Below are 17681 nucleotides of genomic sequence, written 5' to 3'. Positions count from 1 at the left end.
ACACTCGCCTGGCCACTAAAACAACAGGAGGAGCCGTCATGCGCTGCTGGTACTTCAACAAGCCGCCGAAGAAGGACATCGAGGCCGACACGCTGGTGCTGCGCGAGGAGCCGGTCCCCGAGATCGCCGACGGCCAGTTCCTGCTGCGCTCGATGTACCTGTCGATGGACGCCACCAACCGCCTGTGGCTCAACGACACCGACACGGATCTCTACATGGAGCCGGTGCGGCCGGGCCAGCCGATGGTGGGCTTCATGCTCGGCGAAGTCGTGAAGTCGAAGAACGCCGCGTTCCCGGTCGGCGCACTGGCCGCGGGCCTGGCGCCCTGGGCCGAGTACTCGGTCAGCGACGGCGCCGGCTTCTCGGTGATGCCGAAGATCCCGGGCCTGAAACTCGACATGGCGTTCGGCGTGCTCGCCATCGCCGGTCCCACCGCGCTGGTGGGACTGATGGAAGTCGGCCGCCCGAAGAAGGGCGCCACGGTGGTGGTCACCGCGGCCTCGGGTGCGGTCGGCATGCTGGTGGGACAGATCGCGAAGATCAACGGCTGCAAGACCATCGGCATCGCCGGCGGCGCCGAGAAATGCGGCTGGCTGACGAGCGAGTTCGGCTACGACCACGCCATCGACTACAAGAAGGAGAACGTCCTCGAGCGGCTCAAGGCGCTCGCGCCCGAGGGCGTGGACGTGCACTTCGAGAACGTCGGCGGCGAGATGCTCGACGCCGGCATGGCGGTGATGAAGAACTTCGGCAGCGTCGTGATCTGCGGCCTGATCTCCACGTACAACGCCCAGCCTGGCGAGCGCGTGCCGGGCCCGTACAACTTCCGCAACCTGATCATGAAGCGGCTGCGCGTCGAGGGCTTCGTGATCCTGGATTACCTGCAGCACTACGCGAAGTACCAGCAGCAACTCGCGGGCTGGATGCTCGAAGGCAAGCTCAACGCGCGCCTGCACGTGGTGCCGGGTATCGAGAACTCGGTCGACGCGCTGAAGATGCTGTACTCGGGCGCCAACACCGGGAAGGTGATGGTGCAGATCGGGAAGGAGCCAGCGTAACCATCCCCTCTCCTCGCGAAAGCGGGGAGAGGGGATTCTGGTTCTGGAGTGACATTGGGTCACTCCAGAACCAGAATCGGGGTGAGGGGCTCGTGACGAGCAGCGATTCCTCGAAGAGCCGCGCAACCCAAAAGCCTGCCCCTCACCTCGGCCCTCTGTCCGTGCACGAAGCGCATGGGGAGAGGGAGACCAGCCCTGCGATGATTCGAAAGAGCGCCAAGACGAAAGGTTCTGCGAAGAAGGCGCCGGCGCCCGATGCCGCTGCGCCGCTCCCCGCGGTCGCGTCCAGCGTCACGTCGACCGCGTCGTCGCCCAACGCGCGCAGCTCCATCGTCCGCCACCGCCTGCTCGATCGCCTCGGCGCCGATCCGCGCCCGCGGCTGATCGTCGTGCAGGGACCGGCGGGTTACGGCAAGACCTCGCTGCTGCGCCAGCACTGCGAACGCCGCGCGGCGCTCGGCGAGCGCATCGGCTGGGTGCGCATGGATGCGCAGTCGGGCGATGCGGCGCATTTCCTGCGGCTGCTGTGCGACGCCGTCGAAGGTCTCGACACCGGCGCGCGCAAGCGCGGCGCGACGCCTTCGCAGGAACGTCCCGCGACCTTGCAGGACCTGTTGCGCTCGCTGGTGCGCGTGCGCGAACCGGTCGTGCTCGTCGTCGACAACTTCGAGACCGCTGCGTCCGCGCATTTCGAAGCGGTGTTCGCGCAGGTCGTTCGCGGGTTGCCGATGTCGGTGCAGCTCTGCGTGGGTACGCGCGTGCTGCCCACGGCGCGTCTCGCGCGGCTGCAGATCCGCGACGGCACCGTCGTGGTCGCCAACGAGGAACTGTGTTTCCGGCCGTCCGAGACCATCGAATTCTTCCGCGAGTTCTCGAGCCTGCGGCCCGAGGAAGTGGCCGAGATCCATGAGCGCACCGACGGCTGGCCGGCCGCGCTGCAGGCCTTCCGACTGTGCCTGCGTCGCGGCGCGCGTTTCCGTGCCGAGGCCTACGCCGGCAAGGGGGTGACGCGCGAGCTGATCGATTTCCTCGCCGCGGAGATGTTCGACAACCTTGCGCCCGCGCTCGGCACCTTGCTGCTCGAACTCGCGATTCCAGAGAAGCTGTCGCCGGCGCTGGTCGAGCACATCACCGGCGAGCCCCGCGGCGCCGAGCGCCTCGCCGAGATCGAGCGCGCCGGATTGTTCCTCGCGCAGGTCGACCTCGAAGGCAACTGGCTGCGCTTCCACAACCTGTTCCGGCAGTTCCTGCTCGTGCGCGCTGCGGCGCTGTTTCCCGCGGAGGATCTGCGTCGCCGGCATCGTCGCATCGCCGAGTGGTATGCCGACAACGGCTTGCGCGAGGAGGCCATCCAGCACTGGCTCGAAGCCGGCGAGACGGATCGCGCCGCCAACCTGCTCGCCGGCATCGTCGATGCGCTGGTCGCGCAGGAACGACTGGGACTGATCGAGACCTACGCCGAGAAGCTGCCGGCGACGGCGCTGCTCGGGCACGACAACCTGGTCCACGCGGCGATCATCGCGTACGGATTCCGCCGGGCCTTCGACAAGGCGGACCGCCTGCTGCAGCTACATCGCGAACGGCTGGAGAAATCCGGCGCCGGCCGCGCACAGATCGGGCTGCACAATTTCTCGCGCCTGTTCGTGCTGGCGGCCCAGGATCGCATCGAGGAACTCGGCGCCGTCGGCGCGGAGACGGCGCAGCAGCTCGACGATCGCAGCGGATTTCCGTACGCGGTGACGTTCAACTCGCGCGCGATGCTGTGCATCGGCCGCGGCGAATGCGAAGAGGCGCGCAGCCTCGCGATGCAGGCGCGCCCGCTGCACGACCGCGACCACAATTTGTTTGGGCAGGCGTACCAGGACGCGATCTACAGCATGAGCCTGTCGGTCCAGGGTCGCATCGACGACGCGGTGCGGGGCCTCACGACGGCGCTCAAGCGCACCGAGGAACGCGCCTTCGGCAGCGTCTCGGCCGGATCGGTTGCCGCCGCGTATCTGGCGAGTCACCTGTACGAGCAGAACCGTCTCGTCGAGGCCGAGACGCTGATCGGCGACTACGGCCAGCTCGTCGAGCAGCAGGCCATCGTCGACGCGGTGGCCACGATGAACATCACGCGCGCACGCATCGCGCACTTGGCCGGCCGGCGCGGCGAGGCGGAGGAGGCGCTGGAGCGCACGCTGTATCTGGGTTATCGCCACTCGCTCGAGCGCCTCGTGATCTACGCGCATGCGGAACTCGCGCGCCAGGCCACGCTGGACGGGCAGCTCGATCAGGCCGAACGCTGGTTGCGCGAACTGCCTGCCGCATTCCGCGACGAGCCGCGCGAGGGCCTGATGTTCCATGCCGGCGAAGCGGAGGCCTGCACTGTCACGTACGCACGCTGGCTGATCCGCTGCGATCGCCAGGCCGAGGCGCGCGTGCTGCTCGGAGGCGAGATCCGCCGCGCGGTCGCTGCGCGCCGTCGTCGCCGCGAGATGAAGCTGCGGCTGCTCAACGCGATGGCGTTCCGTTCGGCCGACAAGGCCAACCTCGCGGGGCGTGCGCTGCTCGAAGCGCTGGAGATCGGCGCCGCCGGCGGATTCGTTCGCAGTTTTCTCGACGAGGGCGCACCGGCGCTCGCGTTGATGAAGCAGGTGCGCGCACCGCGGGGCGTGCAGCCGGACGCGGTGCTTGCCTATCTCGAGAAGCTGCTGGTGGCAGCGGGCGAAGGCGGCGAAGCCGACGCCAAGACCGGGGACGCGGGCGGCGCCGGCACGGCCGATCGATTGATCGAGAGCCTCACCGAGCGCGAGCGCAACCTGCTGCGCTTCGTGTCGGCCGGCCTGTCCAACCGCGATCTCGCGGAGCGGCTGTCGGTGTCCACCAATACCGTGAAATGGCATCTGCGCAACATCTTCGAGAAGCTGCGCATCAAGAATCGCGTGCAGGCGATCGCGCTGGCGAGACGGTTCGGGTTGATCGAATAGCGCGACGCGGCCGCACACGACGCGCGGCAGGGAGCGCGACCGGCGCCGTCGTTCAACGGCGTCGGCGGCCGGACGCCGTGGCCGCGGTGTAAAATTTCCGCCCGGCCGGCCGTCACCGCGTACACGTCGGCGATGGCCTTCCTTGCTCAAAGCCGATCCTTCTTCGCGCGACGCCAGCCCGACTGCCCGCGTTTCTCGCGCCTCACGCTTCGCACCCGTCCATGTTCTCTTTGCTGCGGCTGCTGATCTGCCTGTTCGGCCTCTCGCTGTTCACCGGCTCTGCGTTCGCGAGCGATGCCGCGGCAGTGACTTGGCGACTCCTCGACTACCTCGCCGTCGATTACGGCGGCGCGGTCGCGGACGGTGAGGTCGTCAGCGCCTCGGAATACGCGGAGATGCAGGAGTTCTCGGAGACCATCGAGACGAAGCTCGCGGCGCTGCCGGCTGCGCGCGCGCAACCGGAACTCGTCGACGCCGCACGCGCGCTGCGCCAGCTCGTGACCGCCAGGGCGCCTGCGGACGAAGTCGGGCGCCAGGCGCATGCACTCGCGGATCGTCTCGTGCAGAGCTATCCGATCGCGAGGGCCCCCGCATCAGCACCCGACCTCGCGCGCGGCGAAAAGCTGTACGCCGAGCATTGCGCGGCCTGTCACGGCGCGCACGGCGCCGGCGACGGTCCCGCCGCCGCGGCCATGCAGCCGCCGCCGATCGATTTCACCGACGCGAAGCGCGCGAGCCAGCGCAGCCTGTTCGCGCTCTACCAGGTCATCGACCAGGGTCTCGACGGCACGCCGATGCAGAGCTTCGCGCAGCTGCCCGTGGAGGATCGCTGGGCGCTGGCGTTCCATGTCGGCCGCTTCGCGTTTCCCGCGGACCTCGCCGACGCCGGCCGCAAGCGCTGGGAAGCGGACGAGCCGCTGCGCGGCCGGGTCCTGAACCTCGAACAGCTCGTGCGCATCACACCGGCCGCGCTGGCCGCGGAAACGGACGAGGACACCGCGCATTCGGTGACGGCCTATCTGCGCGGCGCGCCGCAGGCGGCCATCGCCGGCAGCGGCACCCTGCTCGCGTTGTCGCGCGAGCGCCTCGCGCAGACCGTGGCCGCGTATCGGGCGGGAGATCGCAAGAGCGCCTCGGAGCAGGCGCTGTCGGCCTACATCGACGGCTTCGAACCGGTGGAACCGATGCTGCGCGGCCGCGATCCCGAGCTGCTCGGGGAAGTGGAGAAGGGCATGCTCGAACTGCGTTCGCGCCTCCAGCGCGGCGCCGACGTGGAGGCGGTGTCGACGCAGGCCGCGCATATCGAGTCGCTGTTCGATCGGACGGAACTCGCGCTTTCGCACGGCCGCGCCAGCGCCGCGGCGGCGTTCGTCGGCGCGTTCACGATCCTGCTGCGCGAGGGCCTCGAAGCGCTGCTGATCGTGGTCGCGATCATCGCGTTCCTGCGCAAGGCGGGACGCCTGGAGACGATGCGCTACGTGCACGCAGGATGGATCGGCGCGCTGATCGCGGGCTTCGCGACCTGGGCCCTGGCGACGTACGCGATCGACATTGCCGGCGCGCAACGCGAGGTGACCGAGGGACTCGCGAGCCTGTTCGCGGTCGTCATGCTGATCGGCGTGGGCTTGTGGATGCACCAGAAGAGCCTGGCCGGCCGCTGGCAGCAGTACTTGACGGAAAAGCTGTCGCACGCGCTGTCGACGCGCTCCGCCTGGATCCTGTTCACGCTGTGCTTCATCTCGGTCTATCGCGAGGTGTTCGAGACGATCCTGTTCTACGCCGCCATGTGGAACCCGGACACGCTGGTGGCGATCGTCGCGGGCTTCGCCAGCGCGGTCGTGGCGCTCGCGCTGATCACCTGGGCGATGCTCGGCTTCAGCCGGCGCCTGCCGATCGGCACCTTCTTCTCGGTCAGCTCGCTGTTCATCGCCTTGCTCGCCTTCGTGCTGACGGGCAAGGGTGTGGCCGCGCTGCAGGAAGCAGGCTGGGTCGGCGTGGACCCGCTCGCCTTCGTGCCGCGTATCGACCTGCTCGGCATCTCGCCCTCGATGCAGGTCGTCGGCGCGCAGATCCTCACGCTGTTCGTGGTCGTCGCGGGCCTGCTCTACAACCGCGCGTCGGCCAAGACCGTCTCGTAGCGGCGCCGTACGCGCCGCCTCAGGCGGCGAGGGTCGTCGCGGGTTGCGCCACGCGCGCCGCGATCCGGTCGATCAGGAACTGCGCATCGAGCCCCACGTCGGCGAAGCGTCCCGAGCCCCAAGTGTTCTGCCAGGGCAGTCCGAGGAAGTACACGCCGGGCATCACGCTGATGCCGCGCTTGTGCACCGGATGGCCGCGACCGTCGAACAGCGGCAGTTCGGCCCACCGATAGTCCACGCCGAAGCCGATGCTCCAGATCACGCTGGTGATGTTCGACGCGGTGACGTCCAGCTCGGTCGGATCGACGTCCGGTTGCCATACCGGTGTGTAGGCCGGCTCGAGTGGCGCGTCGATGCCGGCCTCGGCGATGTAGCGGTCCACCGCGGCGCGGATGTTCAGATAGCTGGCGTCGGCGCTGTCGAGGTTCCTGCGCAGATCGGGTTCGAACTGCATCGTCGAACCCGCGATGTCCTTCATGCGGCCGTACAGACGCATGCCTTCGAGCGCGAACTGGCGCAGGTCGATCTCCTTGCCGCCGTCGCGACCCGACAGATAGTGATTGGTCTTGTCGCGCACTGCCTCGCCCTGCGGATGCTTGTCGATCGGGATCGCGTAGTAGCCGCTCTCGGTGAGCCAGTCGGTGACTTCGCGGCCGCGGTAGCGCCGCGGCGCGCGCGGCGCGGTGCCGACGGCGAGGTGCACCTTGCGGCCTTCGCGATGCAGGTCCTCGGCGATCTGGCAGCCGGACTGGCCGGTGCCGACGACCAGCACCTCGCCCGCGGGCAGCGAAGCCGGATTGCGATAATTCGAGGAGTGCAGCTGCAGGATCGAGTCGGGCAGGCGCTCGGCGCTGCGCGGCACGGTAGGGATCTGGTAGCCGCCGGTGGCGATGACGACCTGGTTGGCGTGCCAGGTGCCGGCGCTGGTGTCGATCTCGAAGTGCCCGCCCGGCAGCTTGCGCAGGCGCTTGACGTGCGTGTGCTCCATCAACGGCGGCTCGAACGAAGCGACGTAGCGGTCGAGGTAGGAGACGATGTCGTCGCGCAGCATGAAGCCGTCGGGCTCGACGCCGTCGTAGGGAAATCCGGGAAGACGGCACTGCCAGTTCGGCGTCACCAGGCAGAACGAATCCCAGCGCGCGCTGCGCCATTCGTTGACCACGCGGTGACGCTCGAACACGACGTGCTCGATGCCGGCCTTCTTCAGATACCAGCTGATCGACAGGCCGGCCTGGCCGCCGCCGATGACGGCGACTTCGACGTGGGAGGGTTTCATGCTCGGAGTTCCGATGGAGGCGCGCCGGCTTGGCCGCACGCGCGAGGAAAGGAGAGGGGCTTTTAGTCTTCGAAGGCTTCGACGATCACGGTCTGCGAGGCGCCGTTGAAACCTTGCGCGACGCGTTCGATTTCGCGGATCTGCGCCGCCGCGTGGCCGCAGCCAAAGCCGTAGCGCTGGGCGACGCGATCGCTCGCGTGCTCCAGGGCCGCGCGCGACTGCGCCACGAACTCGGCGACCGGATACGGATGGCCCAGGCGCAGCGCATCCTTGATCGTGCTGCTCGGCGAATAGGCGTGCATCACCGAGTCGTCCGGCCAGCGCACGCGGAAATGGACTTCAGGCATGGAGGGGCTCCTGCAGGGCATTCGAGGCCGCGGGACCGCAGCCGATCAGCGTCCGCTCGTGAAGGTCCCAGGCCAGGCATTCGTCGGCGTGATCGCGCAGGCGCAGGCGGCGCGTGTCGTCGCAGTGACCGATGGCGGCGCAGGCGATGTCGCGCGCCAGGAAGCGCTGTGTGACCTGCGCGAGATTCTGCGGCGGCACGGCGAGCACGAAGCCGAAACTCGGGAACGTCGAGATCAACCATTTGTGGGGGCTCACGCCGGGCGGTGCCGGCACGGCGTCCACGCGGATCGTGGCGCCCACGCCGGAGCATTCGAGCATCATCAGCGTCGTGCCGATCACGCCGGCCTGGCTGATGTCCTTGGCCGCGTGGCACAGGCCGTCCTCGGCCAGGCGAGGCAGGATCTCGAGGTCCGCACGCAGTCGCGCCGGTGGCGCGCCGGTGCTGGCGTTCCAGTGCGGATAGGGCTCGCGATAGCTGCCGCGCAGATCGATGGCGGCCACCAGCACGTCGCCCGGTTTCGCGTCGAAGCTGGTCAGCAGGCGACGCTGCGCGCGACCGAGAATGGCGACCGACAGTTGTCCGCGATCGCTGTGGGCATTGCTGTGTCCGCCGACGACGGGTACGCCATAGGCTCTGGATGCGTCGGCCAGACCTGCGAGCACGGCGCGCATGCGCGACTCGCCAGCGCTCCAGATGGCGTCGACGACGGCGATCGGACGCCCGCCCATCGCGTAGATGTCGGAGACGTTGACCATCACGCCGCACCAGCCGGCGAACCACGGATCCTTCTCGACGAATTCGTTGATGAAGCCTTCGATGGCGAACAGCAGGTGACCGTCGCCATCCGGAATGGCCGCGCAGTCGTCCCCGACCGGAATGAGCGTGCGCGGATCGGACACGCCCAGCGCCGCGACGGCCGCCGCGATGTCGGTCTTGTGCGCGATGCCGCGACTCGCGCGCAGCGCGTTCGCCAGGAGCTGGGGAAGCGACATGCGCACCTCAGGCTGCGGCCCGCAGGCCGCTGAAGAAGCCGACGTCGTCCTGCGCCCGCGCCGGGTAGTGCGCGAGATCGGCCTGCATCAGCACGTGCGGGCGACCCTGCACGATCACGGCGTCGAGCGTCGTCCAGTGCAGGCGCTCGAACAGCTTCACGTTCTGCACCTGCACTTGCGCGTAGAAATGTTTCGCGCCGCGTGCATGCGCGGTGCAGACCGCGTGATGGATCAGCTCACCGCCCAGCCAGGCGGAGCGGCGATAGTCCGGCCGCACCGCGAGGCGCGAGCCCCACCAGGTGCCGGGTTCGGTCTCGCAGATGCGCACCGTGCCGACGACATCGTCGGGCTGGCCGATCAGGCAGGCGATGGCCGCGATCGGCAGCGCGCATGCGTCGAGCGCATCGGCGTCGTCGTGTTCGAAGATCTGCTGCTCGTCGCAGAACACGGCGCGGCGCAGCTCGGCGCAGGCGCGGCGTTCCCAGGATTCGCTGACGTGCTTGATGCGGAACTCGCCGGGCGCAAAGCGATACGGCGCCACCGTGAAATCCGCATACGTAGCCCGGACGAAGTCCGGGGCAGCGCTCTGGAAGCAGGAGAAATCCCCGGACTTCGTCCGGGCTACGTTGACGAGGTTCACTTCTCGTACGCCGACAACGAAGAGCACGCGCCGCAGCGCCCGCATCCGGCCTTGATGTCCGCCGATCGCAGGCCACCGGCGACGAGCATTTTCCCGAGCGGTTGCAGAAGTTCGCGCATGAACTGCGGGTCCGGCGCCGCGTGGTTCTCCAGCGGCGTCCCGGAGATCGGCACGAACGGCACGACGAAGGGATAGACGCCCAGGCCGATGAGCTGCTCGCACATCGACAGGATGGCTTCGCGCGTGTCGCCCAGCCCCGCGAGGATGTAGGTGCTGACCTGGCCGCGGCCGAATACCGCGACCGAGTCGGCGAAGGCCTTCATGTAGGCGTCGAGATCGACTTCGGCCTTGCCCGGCATGATGCGCTGGCGCACTTCGGGCGTGACCGCTTCGAGATGCATGCCCAGGCTGTCCACGCCCGCGGCCTTCAGGCGCGTGAACCAGGCCGGATCGTCCGGCGGCTCGCACTGCGCCTGGATCGGCAGATCCGGGTTGGCCGCTTTCACGGCAAACGTGGACTCGCACAGGATCTGCGCGCCGCGATCGGTGAAGTTCGGCGTGCCGGTGGTCATCACCATGTGCCGGATGCCGTCGAGCAGCACCGCGGCGCGGGCGACCTCGGCGAGCTGCTGCGGCGTCTTGCGATTGACGGTGCGGCCGTGCGCCAGCGACTCGCCGATTGCGCAGAACTGGCACGACGTGCTGCGTCGGCCGTAGCGGATGCAGGTCTGCAGCACCGTGGTGGCGAGCACGTCGCTGCCGTGAAGCTGCGCGATCTGCCAGTACGGCACGCCGTCGAAGGTCTGCAGCTTGTAGAAGCGTGGTGTCTTCGGAAACGTGATCTGCGCCACCGCCGTGTCGTTGCGGCGCAGGGTTGCGCGGCCATCCGGCCCGGGCGCTCCGAGCTGGAACGGCGAGGCCGCCGCGCTGCCGGTGTGCACCGGCACCATGATGGTCCGCCCGTCGACGACGACGGCCTTGTGATCGGAAGGCCCGGCACCGCCGCGACGGCTCGGTGCGCCGGCGCTGTCGTCGACCAGTCGCAGGCCGCGCGACTGCAGGTCCGTCATGAGTTGCTGGTTGGGCGTCATGCGTCAGATTCCGGTGGGAGTCGGGGAAGAAGCCATCGGCGCGGTGGCGCGATCGTCGAGCACCAGCGACAGCAGTTCGGGGCGCGCGTAGTGACCGACCGAATCCATCATTCGCTTGCGCTTGGTGATCAGTGCGAAGTCGAGTTCCGCCATCACCATGCCTTCGCCGTCGCGCCGCGGTTCGGCCAGGTGCTTGCCTTCCGGCGAGATGATCGAGGTGTAGCAACCGCCGCGCAGCGCCTTCTGCATCGAAGGATCTGTGGTCACGCTCTGTACCTGTTCTTCGGACAGCCAGGCCGTGGCGTTGACGACGAAGCAGCCGGATTCGAGCGCGTGGTGGCGCATCGTGACTTCCATCTGGTCGGCGAAGACCTGGCCGACCAGCGAGCCCGGGAACTGGCTGCAGTGGATCTGCTCGTGCTGAGCCATCAGTGCGTAGCGCGCGAGCGGGTTGTAGTGCTCCCAGCAGGCCAGCGCGCCGATGCGGCCGACCGCGGTGTCCACGGGCTTGAGGCCGGAGCCGTCGCCCATGCCCCAGACCATGCGCTCGTGATACGTCGGCGTGATCTTGCGGCGCTTCAGCACGATCTCGCCGCTGGTGTCGAACACGAGCTGCGTGTTGTACAGCGTGCCGTGATCGCGCTCGTTGACGCCGAGCACGACGACGACACCGTGCTCGCGTGCGGCCTTGCCGACGGCGTCGGTCACGGGGCCGGGCACCTGCGGCGAACGCTCGTACAGCCGCAGGTGCTCGGCGCCCATCGACACGGCCGGCGTGATGAACGAGAAGTACGGGTAGTACGGCACCGCGGTCTCGGGGAACACGATGAGCTGTACGCCCTGCGAGGCGGCGTGCGCGATCGTGTCGATCACCTTGGCCACGGTGCCGTCGGCATTGCCGAGGACCGGCGAAAGCTGGACCGCCGCTGCCTTGACGATGCCTTGGGTCTTCATCGGACGAGGCCCTACACCGTCCAGGTGTGGATCATGAAAGCGCCCGCGTCCTTGTGGACGAGGATGCAATCGAGCACATCGAGCGGATTGATCGGGATGATGCCCGGCAGCAGCGAATGCTCGCCGTGGCCGTACAGCATCTGCAGCGCGAAGCGGCAGCAGTAGACCTTGCCGCCGCCGTCCATGAACGTCGTGAGCTGTCCGGCGAAGTTCTGCGAACCGGGGAAGGCCTCGTCGCCGATGGTCGGGAAGCCGCGCTGGATGCCCAGCGTCACGCCGGGTCCGTACAGCAGGATCGAGGTCTCGAAGCCCTTCTTCTGCAGCCGCTTGGCCTGCAGGATGTTGACGAGGCCGATCGAGCCTTCGAATGCGACGGTGTGGAACGTGACGAGCGCCTTCTCGCCCGGCTTGGCCTTTACATCGGGGAACACTTTTTCTTCGTAGTCGACGAAGAAGTCGCCTTTCTTGGTCTTGGGCGTGGTCACTGCGGGCATGTCGGAACTCCGGGTGGAAGCGGGTGGATGGCCTTGTCATAGCCGCAACCTGCACGCCAGGATTTCGAGCGAGCCACGCGATCAATGTGCGATCACTGGCACAGCGTTTGGAATTGATTGGATTTGTTTTTGCTAGGCGATGGCATGACTCGACCAAAGCCCTGTCCGTTCATGCCTCTGCATCCCTTGCGAGCTGGTCCAGCGCGGTGCAGATGCGCGCTAGCGGAGCGCGCACTGCACCGGATCGGGCCGCGCTGAGATGGCGACGATCTCCAATCGCTGGCTCGCCGCGTTGCGTGCGAGCAGCCGTCCGGCCTACATCGCGCTCGCCGATGCCATCGCCGACGACATCGACGCGCAGCGCCTGCTGCCCGAGCAACGCCTGCCGCCGTTGCGCACGCTGGCGCGCGAGCTCGACCTCAACTTCACGACCGTGGCGCGCGGCTACGCCGAGGCGCAGCAGCGAGGGCTGATCGACTCGCGCGTGGGGCAGGGCAGCTTCGTGCGCACGGCGCAGGTGTCGATCGCGCCGCTGGCGCCCAAGGTCCGTTCGCAGGCGGTCGTGGGCCTGGTCGACATGACGATGAACATGCCGCCCGAGCCCACTGACGAGGCCCTGCTCGAACGATTCCGGCGCGGCTTCGCGAGCCTGGACGTCAGCGATCCGAATGCGCTGCTGCGCTACCACGAGTTCGGTGGTGCACCCGAGGATCGCGAGGCGGGCGCGGCGTGGCTGTCGGAACGCATCCCGGGCCTGTCACCGCAACGTGTGCTGGTCTGCCCCGGCATCCAGTCGGGACTGCTGGCCCTGCTCGCCGTGCTGGCGCGTCCCGGCGAGACGATCTGCTGCGAGGCCATCACCTATCCCGGTTTGAAGGGCCTGGCCTCGCAGCTCGGTATCCGCCTGCATGGCCTGCCCACCGACGACGAGGGCATCGATCCCGAGGCCTTCGCTGCGGTGTGCGTGCTCGATCCGCCCAAGGCCCTGTACTGCAACCCGACGTACCTCAATCCGACGACGGCCGTGATGTCGCGGGAACGGCGCGAGGCGATCGTCGAGATCGCACGCCGGCATGCGGTGCCGATCATCGAGGACGACGCCTACGGTTTTCTTCCCAGCGACTCGCCGATCTCGCTGGCCGCGCTGGCGCCGGAGCTCACGTTCTATGTCACCGGGTTTGCGAAGCACGTCGGCGCCGGGTTGCGCACGGCCTATCTCGCGCTGCCGAATTCCCGCTACACCGCGCGGCTGTCGTCGGCGCTGCGCACGATGACGGTGATGGCCTCGCCGTTCACCGTCGCGTTGTCGACGCAGTGGATCAACGACGGCACCGTGCAGGCGGCGACGCTCGCGATCCGGAACGAGTCACGCGCCCGCCAGGACATCGCACGGCAGGTGCTCAAGCGCGCGGACTACGTCGCCAAGCCCGAGGCCTTCCATCTGTGGCTGCACATCCCGTCACCGTGGAATCGCGTGGAGTTCATGACGCACCTGCGCCATCAGGGCGTGGGCGTCGTGGTGTCGGATGCGTTCACCGTCACGGCGCCGGCGCCCGAGGCGGTACGGGTGTGCCTCGGAGGGCAGGCCACGCGCGAGGAATGCCGGCACACGCTCGAGGTGATCGAGGACGCGCTGGAGCAGTTTCCGGCGCTCAGTGCGCGCGTGATGTGAGGGGCCTTTCGCCTTCTCCCCGTGGGCTGTTCACGCAAGAGGGCCGCGGTGAGAGGCGGGCTGTTTGGACGCGCGAGCGCTCTCTTGCGGCGAGCGGCTTCCTCCGGACCCCGTCCCTCTCCCCATGCGATGCAGCTGCCTGCGGAGAGGGACGGTGATGGTCCGCGCGCATGCGGCAGGTGTGAATGAGGTTTGAATCTTGTTGTTCTGCGGGGAGGATGTCGGGAAAGGCGGCGAGCAAAGTAGCGTCCATCGAAGGGACGATCTCTTCGGCCAACTACCCGCTCAGGAGATTCCCGATGAACCTCGTCAAGACCCTCAAGTCCGCCGCCGCCATCTCTGCCGTCGCCCTGTCGTTCGTGTCGGCCCCGTCGTTCGCAACGGTCGGCCTTCACGCGTACGCGTCGCTGGGCATCAAGACGTGCCGGACCGGCAGTGAATGCACCGATCCGAACGGCCCGAGCCTCGACGGCTTCGCCGGCACCGTCTCCCAGGCGCCGTCGATCCGCACCTGCACGAAGACCACCGCGGAGTGCGCGGACCCGAACGGCCCGAGCCTCGATGGCTTCGTCGGCACGGTCTCCCAGGCGCCCTCGATCCGGACCTGCACGAAGAACAGCGTGGAATGCAGCGACCCGAACGGCCCGAGCCTCGACGGCTTTGTCGCTCCTGTCCAGCCGGTGACGAACCTTGTTCATACCGTCGGGAAGAACTGAGAAGGCGGCGGAATCGGGGAGGCAGTCAGGCCCCGGTTTTCACCTCGCCATCAAGATCGGTCGCGGCGTTCCTGGCGAGTCGTCGCTGAAGCGAAGGCCCGCCTCGCGCTTTTGAGCGCAGCGCTTCGTAGGGTGCGCCGCGCGCACGCGGGCCTGCCGACGACATCCGCGTGCGCACAGCGCACCCTACCGGCTGCGGCAGGAATCGCGGGCCTGTCGCCTGGAACCCGATGTCGCGCGACGGCCAGGACCGTTCCGCTTTTCAGCCCGTCCAGCGACAGCCGCGAGAAAACGCGTTCCCGCACGCGCACTTCACGGCTTCAGGCGATACCCGGTCCGGAAGATCCACCACACCGTCGCCACGCACACCACGAGGAACGCCACGATCACGCCGATGCAGACGACCACGTTGACATCGGCCACGCCGTAGAAACTCCAGCGGAACCCGCTGATCAGGTACACGACCGGGTTGAACAGCGTGATCTTCTGCCAGATCGGCGGCAGCATGCTGATGGAGTAGAAGCTGCCGCCCAGGAACGTCAGCGGCGTGACGATCATCAGCGGGATGACCTGCAGCTTCTCGAAGTTGTCCGCCCAGATGCCGATGATGAAACCGAAGAGGCTGAACGTGACCGCGGTCAGTACGAGGAAGAACAGCATCCACACCGGGTGTTCGATCGAGTAGTCGACGAAGATCCGCGCCGTGCACAGGATCAGCACGCCCAGGATCACCGACTTGGTCGCCGCTGCACCGACATAGCCGACCATGACTTCGACGAACGACACTGGCGCCGACAAGACCTCGTAGATCGTCCCGGTCCATTTGGGCAGGTAGATTGCGAACGAAGCGTTCGAGATGCTCTCGTTGAGCAGCGACAGCATGATCAGGCCCGGGATGATGAAGGCGCCGTAGCTGATGCCGTCGATGGCGCCCATGCGAGAACCGATCGCGGCGCCGAAGACGATGAAGTAGAGCGAGGTCGACAGCACCGGCGACGCGATGCTCTGCGTCAGCGTGCGGAAGGTCCGGTGCATCTCGAAGCGGTAGATCGCGCGGATGGCGTGGAAATTCATCGCGCGTGCTCCTTGGATTCTTCATGGATCAGGCTCACGAAGATGTCCTCGAGCGAGCTCTGGTCGGACTGCAGCTCCTTGAAATCGATGCCCTGCTCGCCGAGCCGGCGCAGCAGCGCGGCGATGCCGGTCTCGTCGGCCTGCGCATCGAAGCGGTAGATGAGCTGGTTGCCGTCGGCCGACAGGGTGAGCGCGTAGTCGGACAGCGCCTCGGGGACGGCTTCGAGCGGCGCCTTGAGTCGCAGGCAGAGCTGCTTCTGGCCGAGCTTGCGCATCAGCGCCGACTTTTCCTCGACCAGGATCAGTTCGCCCTTGCGGATCACGCCGATGCGATCGGCCATCTCCTCGGCTTCCTCGATGTAGTGCGTGGTCAGGATGATCGTGACGCCGCCCGCGCGCAGATCGCGCACGACCTGCCACATGTCGCGGCGCAGCTCCACGTCGACGCCGGCGGTGGGCTCGTCGAGAAACAGGATCGTGGGTTCGTGCGACAGCGCCTTGGCGATCATCACGCGCCGTTTCATGCCGCCCGACAGCGTGCGGATCATCGAATCCTTCTTGTCCCACAGCGACAGCGCGCGCAGCACCTTTTCGATGTGCGCCGGATTCGGCGCCTTGCCGAACAGGCCGCGGCTCAGGCAGGACGTGTCCCACACGGTCTCGAAGGAATCGGTCGCGATCTCCTGCGGCACCAGGCCGATCATGGAACGCGCGACGCGAAAATCCTTGCGGATGTCGTGGCCATCCGCGTAGACCGAACCGCTCGTGGCATTGACCAGCCCGCAGACGATGCCGATCAGCGTCGTCTTGCCGGCCCCGTTGGGCCCCAGCAGAGCGAAGATCTCGCCATGCTGGATGTCGAGGCTGACGTTCTTGAGTGCCACATGGCCGGTCGCGTAGGACTTGCCGAGGTTCTGGATCGAGATGGCGGGTTGCACGCGGGAAGACAGTGGGGTGCCGGCAGCGAGTGTAAGCGAGGCGTCCTGGGTGCTCTGGAGCTTCGAGAGGCTTTGGTGCTCTGGAGCTTCGAAAAGCTTTCAGCGCAAAGGGCGCAAAGGGAAAAGAAAGGACGCAAAGGGAATCGGGAACTCCTGCGCCGTTGCCGTTACTGCCGGCCGCGGACGTGAGGCGGCGCGAGCGCACGGCCCACCTTGCAATCCTTTGCGCCCTTGTCTTTGCTTTTCTTCGCGCCCTTTGCGCTGAAAGCTTTTCGAAGCTCCAGAGCACCCGGAACCGCTCGCCTCGGCAGCAGGCCGCCCCTATGATCCGACCCGATGCTGCGCTCCCTCTGGTCCACCGCACCGCTGCTGCTTGCCCTCGCGACGCTGTTCTGGTCGGGCAACTTCGTGCTCGGCCGGGCGGTGCATGAGCACATTCCGCCGATCGCGCTCGCGTTCTTCCGCTGGGCGGGGGCCTTCGTCATCGTGCTGGGCTTCGCCTGGCCGCACCTGAAGCGCGACTGGCCGACGTTGCGGGCGCAACCCGGGCGCGTGGCCTTGCTGTCGCTGCTGGGCGTGGCCACGTTCAATTCGATGGTCTACTTCGGGCTCAACACGACCACCGTCATGAACGCGGTGCTGCTGCAGTCGACGATGCCGCTGCTGATCGTGCTGGGCTCGTTCCTGATCTACCGCGAGCCGGTGCGCAGGATCCAGATGCTGGCGCTGCTGATCTCGCTGGCCGGCGTGGCCGTGATCATCTCGCATGGCTCCGTGCAGGCACTGCTGGCGCTGGCGCTGCGTCCGGGCGACGGCATCATCTTTCTCGCGGTGGTTCTCTACGGCATGTATTCGGTCCTGCTGCGGGAACGGCCGAAGGTGCATCCCCTGAGCTTCTGCGCGGGGACGTTCGCGATCGGCTCGCTGATGCTGTTGCCGGTCTATCTCGTCGAGCATGTCGGCTACCGGCAGATGCACTTCGACGGACCGACTGCGCTCGCATTGGTCTACGTGATGGTGTTTCCCTCGCTGCTGGCCTACCTGTGCTTCAACCGCGCGGTGGAGCTGATCGGCGCGAACCGGGCGGGTCAGTACCTGCACCTGATGCCGGTGTTCGGGACGCTGCTGGCGGCGATCTTCCTCGGAGAGCGGCTGCAGGGGTTTCACGTCGTCGGTGCGGTCCTGATCGCGGCGGGAATTCTGCTGGCGCAGTTCCTGGTGCCTCCGAAGCCGGCGTAAGCCGTAGCCCGGACGAAGTCCGGGATCCCCCTCGACCTGCAGGGACAAGCCCCGGACTTCGTCCGGGCTACGGTGGCGCCG

At 67.5% G+C, this 17681-nt stretch carries 15 protein-coding genes; 6 read left to right on the top strand and 9 right to left on the bottom strand.

The features are described 5' to 3' along the window. Positions 1-38 precede the first annotated feature (38 nt). The 3 genes from DFR24_RS10675 (at position 39) to DFR24_RS10665 (ending at position 6165) form a co-directional block, all read left to right on the top strand. Complete coding sequence (locus tag DFR24_RS10675; protein WP_133881243.1) at positions 39-1058, top strand: NADP-dependent oxidoreductase; 1020 nt, start codon at positions 39-41, stop codon at positions 1056-1058. A gap of 200 nt (positions 1059-1258) precedes the next feature. Then, positions 1259-4027, top strand: a complete 2769-nt coding sequence (locus DFR24_RS10670; RefSeq protein WP_133881242.1) for a LuxR C-terminal-related transcriptional regulator — start codon at positions 1259-1261, stop codon at positions 4025-4027. 221 nt (positions 4028-4248) lie between these two features. Then, complete coding sequence (locus DFR24_RS10665; RefSeq protein ID WP_133881241.1) at positions 4249-6165, top strand: FTR1 family protein; 1917 nt, start codon at positions 4249-4251, stop codon at positions 6163-6165. A gap of 19 nt (positions 6166-6184) precedes the next feature. Here the strand turns inward: DFR24_RS10665 and DFR24_RS10660 are convergent, their stop codons facing one another. The 7 genes from DFR24_RS10660 to DFR24_RS10630 all read right to left on the bottom strand — a co-directional run bounded on the left by DFR24_RS10660 (position 6185) and on the right by DFR24_RS10630 (position 11961). Continuing rightward, the gene (locus DFR24_RS10660) at positions 6185-7441 is read right to left on the bottom strand and encodes an MSMEG_0569 family flavin-dependent oxidoreductase (RefSeq protein WP_133881240.1); all 1257 of its coding nucleotides are present in this window, start codon (positions 7439-7441) and stop codon (positions 6185-6187) included. Positions 7442-7503: 62 nt separating this feature from the next. Further along, a complete protein-coding gene (locus tag DFR24_RS10655; protein WP_133881239.1) occupies positions 7504-7788 on the bottom strand; it encodes an MSMEG_0570 family nitrogen starvation response protein in 285 nt (94 codons plus the stop codon). Next, positions 7781-8782 carry a sll0787 family AIR synthase-like protein gene (locus DFR24_RS10650; protein ID WP_133881238.1) on the bottom strand — a complete coding sequence of 334 codons (1002 nt, stop codon included), beginning with the start codon at positions 8780-8782 and terminating at the stop codon, positions 7781-7783. The genes DFR24_RS10655 and DFR24_RS10650 overlap by 8 nt, the downstream gene beginning before the upstream one ends. Positions 8783-8789: 7 nt before the next feature. Then, positions 8790-9422, bottom strand: coding sequence for an MSMEG_0567/Sll0786 family nitrogen starvation N-acetyltransferase (locus DFR24_RS10645; protein ID WP_246051583.1), 633 nt, complete (start codon positions 9420-9422; stop codon positions 8790-8792). Beyond that, positions 9419-10492 carry an MSMEG_0568 family radical SAM protein gene (locus DFR24_RS10640; RefSeq protein WP_133881558.1) on the bottom strand — a complete coding sequence of 358 codons (1074 nt, stop codon included), beginning with the start codon at positions 10490-10492 and terminating at the stop codon, positions 9419-9421. The genes DFR24_RS10645 and DFR24_RS10640 overlap by 4 nt, the downstream gene beginning before the upstream one ends. A gap of 24 nt (positions 10493-10516) precedes the next feature. Continuing rightward, a complete protein-coding gene (locus DFR24_RS10635; RefSeq protein WP_133881236.1) occupies positions 10517-11467 on the bottom strand; it encodes a Nit6803 family nitrilase in 951 nt (316 codons plus the stop codon). Between the two features lie 11 nt (positions 11468-11478). After that, positions 11479-11961 (bottom strand): MSMEG_0572/Sll0783 family nitrogen starvation response protein, encoded by a 483-nt coding sequence (locus tag DFR24_RS10630; protein WP_133881235.1) that lies wholly within the window; start codon positions 11959-11961, stop codon positions 11479-11481. A gap of 259 nt (positions 11962-12220) precedes the next feature. Here DFR24_RS10630 and DFR24_RS10625 point away from each other — a divergent pair, with 259 nt between their 5' ends. Together DFR24_RS10625 and DFR24_RS10620 are read left to right on the top strand one after the other, a co-directional pair. After that, on the top strand, positions 12221-13633 hold the full coding sequence (locus DFR24_RS10625) for an aminotransferase-like domain-containing protein (RefSeq protein WP_133881234.1): 1413 nt from the start codon (positions 12221-12223) through the stop codon (positions 13631-13633). A 299-nt stretch (positions 13634-13932) separates the two neighbouring features. Then, positions 13933-14349 (top strand): hypothetical protein, encoded by a 417-nt coding sequence (locus DFR24_RS10620; protein WP_133881233.1) that lies wholly within the window; start codon positions 13933-13935, stop codon positions 14347-14349. A gap of 312 nt (positions 14350-14661) precedes the next feature. Here the strand turns inward: DFR24_RS10620 and DFR24_RS10615 are convergent, their stop codons facing one another. Both DFR24_RS10615 and DFR24_RS10610 read right to left on the bottom strand, forming a co-directional pair. Beyond that, the gene (locus DFR24_RS10615) at positions 14662-15423 is read right to left on the bottom strand and encodes an ABC transporter permease (RefSeq protein WP_133881232.1); all 762 of its coding nucleotides are present in this window, start codon (positions 15421-15423) and stop codon (positions 14662-14664) included. Then, positions 15420-16361 carry an ABC transporter ATP-binding protein gene (locus DFR24_RS10610; RefSeq protein ID WP_133881231.1) on the bottom strand — a complete coding sequence of 314 codons (942 nt, stop codon included), beginning with the start codon at positions 16359-16361 and terminating at the stop codon, positions 15420-15422. Before DFR24_RS10610 ends, DFR24_RS10615 begins: the two co-directional genes overlap by 4 nt. A gap of 336 nt (positions 16362-16697) precedes the next feature. On the opposite strand from DFR24_RS10610, the gene DFR24_RS10605 reads away from it, so the two are divergent. Then, complete coding sequence (locus DFR24_RS10605) at positions 16698-17600, top strand: DMT family transporter (protein ID WP_133881230.1); 903 nt, start codon at positions 16698-16700, stop codon at positions 17598-17600. The last annotated feature ends 81 nt before the right edge of the window (positions 17601-17681 follow it).

The organism is Panacagrimonas perspica (genome assembly GCF_004364935.1).
GTDB lineage: Bacteria > Pseudomonadota > Gammaproteobacteria > Nevskiales > Nevskiaceae > Panacagrimonas > Panacagrimonas perspica.
Note: the sequence above shows the minus strand (reverse complement) of the source record. Positions and strands in the feature narration are given on the sequence as shown.